This is a genomic window from Nocardia sp. NPDC060259, from assembly GCF_042728775.1.
Classification (GTDB): Bacteria; Actinomycetota; Actinomycetes; order Mycobacteriales; family Mycobacteriaceae; genus Nocardia.
This window is the reverse complement of sequence record NZ_JBHXAY010000031.1, coordinates 53157-61037: the sequence shown is the minus strand read 5'-3', so window position 1 is coordinate 61037 and position 7881 is coordinate 53157. Positions and strand designations below refer to the sequence as shown.

The 7881-nt window shown below is 72.3% G+C and carries 6 protein-coding genes and 1 pseudogene; all 7 read left to right on the top strand.

Going from position 1 to position 7881, the window contains the following annotated elements; genetic code table 11:
• A pseudogene (locus ACFWF2_RS14920) lies at positions 1–2903 on the top strand (hypothetical protein); the annotation flags it as partial.
• A gap of 42 nt (positions 2904–2945) precedes the next feature.
• A complete protein-coding gene (locus ACFWF2_RS14915) occupies positions 2946–3227 on the top strand; it encodes a hypothetical protein (RefSeq protein ID WP_379308004.1) in 282 nt (93 codons plus the stop codon).
• On the top strand, positions 3224–3718 hold the full coding sequence (locus ACFWF2_RS14910) for a DUF6301 family protein (protein WP_379308003.1): 495 nt from the start codon (positions 3224–3226) through the stop codon (positions 3716–3718). The genes ACFWF2_RS14915 and ACFWF2_RS14910 overlap by 4 nt, the downstream gene beginning before the upstream one ends.
• Positions 3715–4149: a hypothetical protein gene (locus ACFWF2_RS14905; protein WP_379308002.1), complete on the top strand. Its 435-nt coding sequence runs from the start codon at positions 3715–3717 to the stop codon at positions 4147–4149. Before ACFWF2_RS14910 ends, ACFWF2_RS14905 begins: the two co-directional genes overlap by 4 nt.
• A gap of 28 nt (positions 4150–4177) precedes the next feature.
• Positions 4178–5803: a hypothetical protein gene (locus ACFWF2_RS14900; protein ID WP_379308001.1), complete on the top strand. Its 1626-nt coding sequence runs from the start codon at positions 4178–4180 to the stop codon at positions 5801–5803.
• Positions 5796–6986, top strand: a complete 1191-nt coding sequence (locus tag ACFWF2_RS14895) for a hypothetical protein (RefSeq protein ID WP_379308000.1) — start codon at positions 5796–5798, stop codon at positions 6984–6986. Before ACFWF2_RS14900 ends, ACFWF2_RS14895 begins: the two co-directional genes overlap by 8 nt.
• On the top strand, positions 6983–7750 hold the full coding sequence (locus ACFWF2_RS14890) for a toxin-antitoxin system YwqK family antitoxin (protein WP_379307999.1): 768 nt from the start codon (positions 6983–6985) through the stop codon (positions 7748–7750). The genes ACFWF2_RS14895 and ACFWF2_RS14890 overlap by 4 nt, the downstream gene beginning before the upstream one ends.
• Positions 7751–7881 lie beyond the last annotated feature (131 nt).

The following is a 7881-nucleotide window of genomic DNA, read 5'->3' as shown; positions in this document are numbered from 1 at the left end:
CCGATGATCTGGATCAGATCGAGGGTGATATCGACGCGCACACCGACTATGTGCGCGCGGTGCGGGATCTGGAGCAGGCGCGCGAGGAAGCGCTGGACGCGTTCGATGAAGCTCAGCCCATCGAGCAGCAACAACCCCCGGTTACGCCGCCCACCACACCCGGCCAGCCCACCCCGCGACCGACCGGCCCAGGCCGCACCCCAAACGCGACCGTCCCGGCCGACGGGGCCGACCCGTCGGCACGGATCGATGGCGCGCTGGAGCGGGAGACCGCGGCGGTGGACGAGGCATTCACCCGGGCCGATCAGAAGTCGGCGGCCGAGCACGAACGCGTCGCCGATGATCTGGATCAGATCGAGGGTGATATCGACGCGCACACCGACTATGTGCGTGCGGTGCGGGATCTGGAGCAGGCGCGCGAGGAAGCGCTGGACGCGTTCGACGGCAACAATCGCGAAAACACCACTCCGCCAGCCGAAGAGCCCGACACTGAGCAGACACCCACCCGACCGGTCCCCCTGGTCGCGACCAGCAGCGAACAAGGCGCGGCAGCACGGGACGACGACGGCGATGCCTCACCGCCGGTAGCCGACACCGACGAGGGAACTCCCGACCAACCTCCGTCATCCGCCGAGACCACGTCTCCGCCGCCGAAACCCGGCGCCCCCGAGCAGGCTGCGGACAACCGCACGACCGGTGCGAACACCACCCGCACCGTCCCGCCGTCGCGCGATACCGACCCCACCACCCCGACGCCCGGCCGCGTCCCCGACCCCCAGCCCGGCGTCGAAAACAACCCCGATACAGACGATTCCGGCACCGGCACGACGACCCGCACCGTGCCGCCGACCGGCGACTCGGCCCCTGGCCGCCCGACGCCCGACCAAAACGGCCACACGGCGCCGCCGGAAGCCCGTACCAATAAGGGTGGCTCCGATCGCTCGAAGTCGTCGGATGGCGATGGCGGAACTGTGCCGCCGGAGGCTGGTACCGGCGAGGGTGACCCCGCCGGGCCCTCCTCGTCCGGCGACGACAGCAACACCCCGCCTCCGGCAACAGGTTCCGATGAGGGAGACACCGGCACCCGCCGACCGTCGACGCCGACCTTCCGCTCCCACATCCCGCACCCCCCAAGGGAATACGATCCAGAATTCCCCGCGCTGTTCGACTACACCCCGACCCCCTGGCCGGACCTGGACCTGACCCCCGACGATCCGAACCCTCCGACGCCCCCTAACCCGCCGACGCCACCGAATCCGCCGGTGCCGCCGAATCCGCCGACCCCGCCCAGTCCGCCGGTGCCGCCGGTGCCGCCGACGACGCCCAATCCGCCGCCGCCGCCGCCGACGCCGCCGACGCCGCCGACGCCGCCGAACCCGCCGACGCCGCCGACAACGCCGACGCCGCCGACAACGCCGAACCCGCCGACAACGCCCAATCCGCCGGTGCCGCCGAGCCTGCCTGAGCCGCCGAATCTGCCGGTGCCGCCGACATTGCCGGAGCCGCCGACATTGCCGGAGCCGCCGAGCCTGCCGTGGCCACCGGTTCCGCCGACCTTGCCGGAGGCGCCGACGACGCCGGAGTTGCCGACGTTGCCGGTGCCGCCGAATATGCCGGTGCCTCCGAACGTGCCGTCGCCGCCCTACCCCGTGCCGCCCACGCTGCCGGAGCAGCCGACAGTGCCGGTGCCGCCGACATCGCCGGGTGCTCCATGGCCGTCGATCCCGACTCCATCCGAGCCGTGGCCGATGCCGGCTCCGACCGAGCCGCCGACCGCACAGCCGTGGCCGCTACCGCCTGGGCAGCTGCCGACAGATCCGGTCGCGCCGACGTCGCCTTCGTGGCCGCCGGACGCGACGCCTTCGCAGCCGTGGCCGGTGCATACTCCGACGGAACCGCCGTGGCAGACCGAGCCGCCTGCCTCGCAGGCGTGGCCGCCGGGCCCAACACCGATTCCGTCTGTGCCGACCGACCCGACGGCACAGCCGTGGCTCGCGGAGCCATCGATTCCGACGCGGCCGGGCCCATCGGAGACACCGCCGATGCCGTCGTGGCCCACGCCGAACTCCTCTGACTCGCGGGCTCCGTGGTCTGCGCCGAACCAGGCGGAGGTAACTCCTTCCTTGCCAGCGACGAATCCCCCTGCGACGACTCCATGGTCGTCCGGCCCGGCGGCATCGCCCGGAGCGATACCGCCCGGATCGTCGGCGGACGGGCCCGCCGAGCAGTCGGCGCCGCGGCCGGAGTTGCCACCTCGGCCGCCGTGGGGGTCCGGGGCAGGGCCGGGGGCGGAGCCACCGGCGCCGCGGACGTTGCCCTCGCAGCCGCCGGTCGCCGAGCAGGTGATGCCGCCGGGTGTGCCGATGGTGGCGAACGGCTCGTCCGCCGACAGCGGTTCGTCCATGCCCTATTCGCCGATGGCGCCGATGGCGCCCATGGCACCGGCGGGGCAGGGCGGACAGGAACAGTCGCGGCGTGCGGTGGGCAACGGGTACACCCCGCCGCAGCACGGGACGAACGGAGACATCAGTGTGCGGCCGTTCGCCGGGTACGGTGTCCGGGCCGAGTTCGATCCGGTCAGCGGCGCGCTGCGGGCTGCGCCGCCGGGGGCGGCCGGACTGGGTGGTGTCTACGGTGACATCAGTGGTGTTTCGGTGGTCTTCTACCGCGATCGCTCCGGACTCGCGCTGCGGGTCGGCGATCGTATGATCGACCTCGACGGTTCGGTCAGCGTGGAACACGGTCCGATCGATCCCCGGCGCACGCGGTTCGCGGTCACCGCGAACGGCACGCTGCTGTGCGAGCTGTTCTACCGGTCGCTGCCACGGGACATGGACCTGGGCGCGCACGTCCGGGCGGTGATGGCCGACCCAGCCCAGCGCGCCGCGATCTTCGCCAACTGACCACATCGGGCCGCGCCCGGGAACAACCAACGAGGAGGCAGCATGCGCACGGACCATCCCGCCGAGGACGAGATCCGCGCCAATTTCGACGAGATGCTCGCTTCCGTGTGCGCCGGCGGCGGACTCCGCACCGATACCGGGCTGGACAACGAGACCACCCAGGCACTCTGGGCGATCGCACGCGCCCACCCGCAGGTTCCCGCGGAACTGGTGACCGCGGCCCGCGCCGAGTTCGCCGCCCAGCTCGACGGCTCGCACCGGCGGGCCCGCCGGGAAGCGCTGGCCCGCCTCAGCGACGAACTCGACGGGAAGGCCGCGCAGTGACCGAATGGCGGACACCCTCGGCCGGTGACCTGATCGACCTGGTGACCCGGCTGCGCGAGCTGGACTGGTCCTGGAACCTGGCCGACGTCCCCGACCTCGCGGCCGGATTCGGCTGGCGGGTGGTGCTGGCCCGGCCGAACTGGGTCCTGCTCGACACCGGCCTCGGCGCCGGCAGCGGCAAGGTTCACGGCGCGAGCGGCAAGGCCGTGCGGATCGACACCCGGCTCACCGATTTCGTCGAGGAGGACGCGGCGGGGGCCGAACGGATCCGCACCGCGTTCGCCGAACTGGCCGCGGTCCTCACCGCGACGCTGGGCGAACCGACCGGACGAATTCCCGGTCCGTGGCCCCAGATTCGCTGGACGGGAACAGGGACGACCCTGGTGCTGGCGCAGTCGCCGGTGTCGGTGGTGCTGTCGCTGGTGACCAATGCCCGGCTGGCGGCCGACGACCGCAATATCGAGGCCGAGCGACAAGGCGGCCTGTCGTGACGGACTGGTCGGCCTTCGCCGGCGCGCTGGCCGAACAGCTCGCCCTGCTGAGTGCCGGTTCGGTGCTGATCATCCACGAATCCCGCGCGGAATCCCCGCGATACGCACAGTTCCGGCAGCTCGACACGATGCTGTCGGCCGAGCTGGCGGGCGAGTCGGCGCTCGACGAGTCGCTGCGCGCGGGCCCAGCGGGCGTCCGGGTGATCACCGACGCCGGCTGGCAGCCACCCGAGGACGGCCTGCCCGGCAACTGGTGGATCGACACCCCGTGGCCCGCCACGCCCGCGCGGTACCGGACCGTCGCCGCGATGGTGGTGACCGGTCTGCGCGACGGCTTCGGCATCGCCACGCCCGACGCGCTGACCTACCGCGCCTGGGACGAGTCGTCCGGCAATCGCCCGTTGGACCTACCCCTGCTCGGCCTACCGTGAGCCTGACCTCGCCAGGAGATTGCGCGACGTGACCAGCCCCACCGACGAACCGGCCCAGGCAGCCCCACGGCCCGACGAGCCGGTGCGCGCACCCGACTCCGCCGACGAGCCGGCGCGCGCACCCGACTCCGCCGATGAGGCGGCGCGCACGCCCGACTCCGCCGACGAACCGGCGCGCACACCCGGCGCCGGCGACAGCACAGCCCCCGAAACGGCCGAGGACGAAGTCGACGTGAGTTTCACCCTCGCGCCGGAACCAGTCGTCCGCGATGTGGCCGAGGAGGCCAGGAAACTGGTGCACGGCGCCGCCCGCGCGCTCGCCGCCCAGGGCCCGGCAGGCTGGCGCAGGCTGGACGCGGTCTTCACGATGACCGTGACCGCCGAGATCGTGCTCGCGGTGTACTCCGACGACGAACAGCGGGTGACCCGGCTGCGCCCGTCGGCCGACGTGCTCGAGCTGATCCGGGAACATCGGCAGCTGTCGGCCGAACTCGGCGACGGACCCTGGTGGCGGCTGATGCTCGGACTCACACCGGAGGGCCGCATCCAGGTCGACTACGACTATGGCGACGAGCCCTTCCCTGCCGACCACCTGTTCCCGCCGGGCGCCTACCAGGCCGATCTCGAGGCCTTTCCCCGAGGCGCGTTGCCGTTCTGGCTGGCCGCCTATCTCGCGCACGACGACCGCCAGCTGCGCGCACCCGTAACGGCAGCGGCGGCGGCCCGTGCCGATGCCGCGGCGGGAACACAGCCAATCGCGGTGCCCGGACTGCCGCCGCTGCCGCTGCTCGTGGCGCGCTGGGCGGTGCTGGCCGCGGGCGCGGTGGCGGTCGAGGACGAGTGGGGCCCGCGGTTCCTGCCGTCGATCGCCCGCTTCGACACCGGGGAGCGGCACGGCAGCTCGCTGTATCTCCTCCCCGGCGATCGCGCGGTGCTGTCCGGCGGTGTCTGGAACGAGCCCGGCCTGCGCACGGCCTACAACACGGGCGCCGCACTGCCACTGTTGTTCGCGGGCGCCCCCGACTGGGTGGCCACCCCGACCCTCGATCGCCGCGCGGCGGGCGGGCTGCTCACCTTCTGCTACTGGTGGGACGACGGCGCCTGGTATCAGGGCGAGTCGCCCGGACCCGAGGCGATCGCCCCCGCGGTCCCGCCGGTGTTCTCGGCGGAGTCCACCGCGGACACCGTCGCCCGGATGATCGACGACCAGCCACCCGCGCCGCTGCGCGACGCCGCCGAGACCTTGGTCGCCGCCGCCGAAGCGGGTGTCGTCACGCGCGGCACGCTGGTCGAATTATTCGGTGACGAAGGCTTTTTCGACCTCGACGGCGGGCTGTTCCAGCTGATCGTCGCCGGCGTCGTGACCACCGAGTCGGCGTGGCCGATGCCGCGCAGGGAGGCCGTCGCCCTGGTCGGCAAGTATCTGGCCGAGCACGCCGTCGACCCCGCCGCCTTCCCGGTCGCGCAGCTGCGCGCCGACCGCTTGTCGATGGGCTGGATGGTCTACGTCCCGGTCGAACCGGGGGAGATCGCGATCGGCAGGGCGATCTACTACGTCGCTGACGACGGTGTGCTGGAACGGTCGTCGTCGGCGGTGGCGCCGTCGATATTCATCGACGATTTCGAGCGTCGGTATCGGGAGAGGCATGGCTGAGCAGCACACGGACAACCGGCCGGACGCGGGCGCCGCGGTCGGCACCGCCGAGCCGCCGACCGCGGACGTGGCCGAGCGGATGTCGGCGCTCAGCTACCGGATCGGTCTAGAGCTCGCCGAACTCGGCCCGCAGGGCTGGTGGCGGCTCACCGCGTCGTTCGCGATGACGGTGACCGCCGAAGCGGCGGTGGTGATGTTCGCCGACGAACAGGGCCGCGCGGTGCGGGTTTTCCCGGCCGAAGACGTGCTCGCCCTCGTCCGCGAGCACCGGCGGCTCTCGGCCCAGCGTGACGACCAGGCGTGGTGGCGTTATCTGCTCGACCTCACCGGCGACGGGCAGATGGAGATCGACTACGACTACGGCGCCGAACCGTTCCCGCCGGGCCAGCTCTTCGCGCCCGCGGCCTACCGCAGCGACCTGGAGATCTATCCGCGTGCTTCGCTGCCGGTGTGGCTGGCGGCCTATGTCGGCCACGGCGACCGCCAGCTCCGTACCCCACGGCGGGCGGCCGAACAGGAGCTGCGCGATCGTGTCCGCGGCCGGGAGCCGGTCCGCTCCGAGCCCGATCAGGAGTTCCCGCCGTATCCGCTGATCGCCCGGCGCTGGGCGGTGCTGGCCGCGGCGTTCGTCGCGGTCGGCTCGCCGCTCGGACCCCGGATCGCACCGGGAGTGTGCGTGTTCGAGGGCACCCAGCGCAGCGGATCGACCCTGGTCCGGCTGCCCGGCGAGCGCGCAGTGCTCTCCGGCGGGGTGTGGGACGCGCCCCGGTTGCGTGAGGCCTACCAGGACGGCGCCGCCATGCCCGAGCTGTATCGGGGCGCGCCGTCGTGGGTGGCCGAGCCGACGCTCAACAGCCGCTGCGCCGACGGCCTGCTGTCGTTCTGCTACTGGTGGGACGGCGGCGCCTGGTATCGCGGCGATTCGCCCACCTCCGCCGAACTGGCCCCCGCGGTGCCCGGCATCTGGACCACCGACACGGTGGCCGGCGTGATCGCCGATCTCGTCGGCACGACCGGCGACCGGCTCGCCGCCGTGACGGCGCTGGTGACCGCGGCCGAGGCGGGCGAGGTCACCCGCGCGGCGCTCACCGAGTTGTTCGGCGACGACGGAAGTTTCGACATCGACGGCGCGTTCTTCGAGCTCACCGTCGCGGGCGCGACCGGAAGGGACACCACCAGATGACCGACAGCACGGCGCTCGACGTCGACGATCCGGAATTCCACCTCGGCTCCGACGACGACCGCACCACCTACCGCGGCACCCCCTACACCGGTCAGGCGATCGAGATCGGCCCCGACGGCACCGTCGTCGGGCGGTGGTCGTTCGTCGACGGCTACGACGACGGGCTCAGCCAGGCCTGGCACGACAACGGCGCGCTCGCCTCGGAGGGGTTGATGCAGCGCGGCCTCGCCGTCGGCGAGTGGCGGGAATGGCGCCGCGACGGCACCCTGGCCACCCTCGACGTCTACGCCAGGCCCGGCTACCTGCGCCTGCGCAAACGCTGGGACGAGCACGGCGCCCTGATCGACAACCAGCTGGTGGCGGGCGCGCCCGGCGATGTCGTCGAGCTGAAGCCGCTCGGCATGTACCGCGAGATGTACGACGGTGAGCGCGACGAGCTGCCCTCCTTCACCGCCGCGCTGGCGTCCGAACCGCCCGCCGAGCACGCACGGGTGCTCGCGTATCTGCGCGCGGCGCCACGGGTGTTCGACATCATGTCCGCCGTCCCCGACCTGCTCACCGACGAGGGCTGGATTCCCGGCGGCGCCTCCCTGTGCTCGGACGGCGAGTGGATCTGGCGCGCCGACTTCATCGAGTACTACGCGGGCCACCCGCTCACCCTGCCCCCCGAATTCCTCGACCACCTGCGCGAGAACGGTTACCGCCCAACCCGATTCGATCAGGCCGACCAGAACTTCCACGCGGCGGTCGACCGGTTCCGCTGACTCCGCCAACCGATTGTCGACCCGCCGCCACCAGCGAGATCGGCACTGTACATGCGCGATTCATTTCCGCGACATTAGAATCGTTGCTACGACGAAAGAATCGATCGCGCTGGCAGGGTCTCTCGTCGCAG

Bases quoted from the DNA above. Each gene is read 5' to 3' on its own strand.
- ACFWF2_RS14915 (WP_379308004.1), top strand. From the start codon at position 2,946: ATGCGCACGGACCATCCCGCCGAGGACGAGATCCGCGCCAATTTCGAC.
- ACFWF2_RS14895 (WP_379308000.1), top strand. From the start codon at position 5,796: ATGGCTGAGCAGCACACGGACAACCGGCCGGACGCGGGCGCCGCGGTC.
- ACFWF2_RS14890 (WP_379307999.1), top strand. From the start codon at position 6,983: ATGACCGACAGCACGGCGCTCGACGTCGACGATCCGGAATTCCACCTC.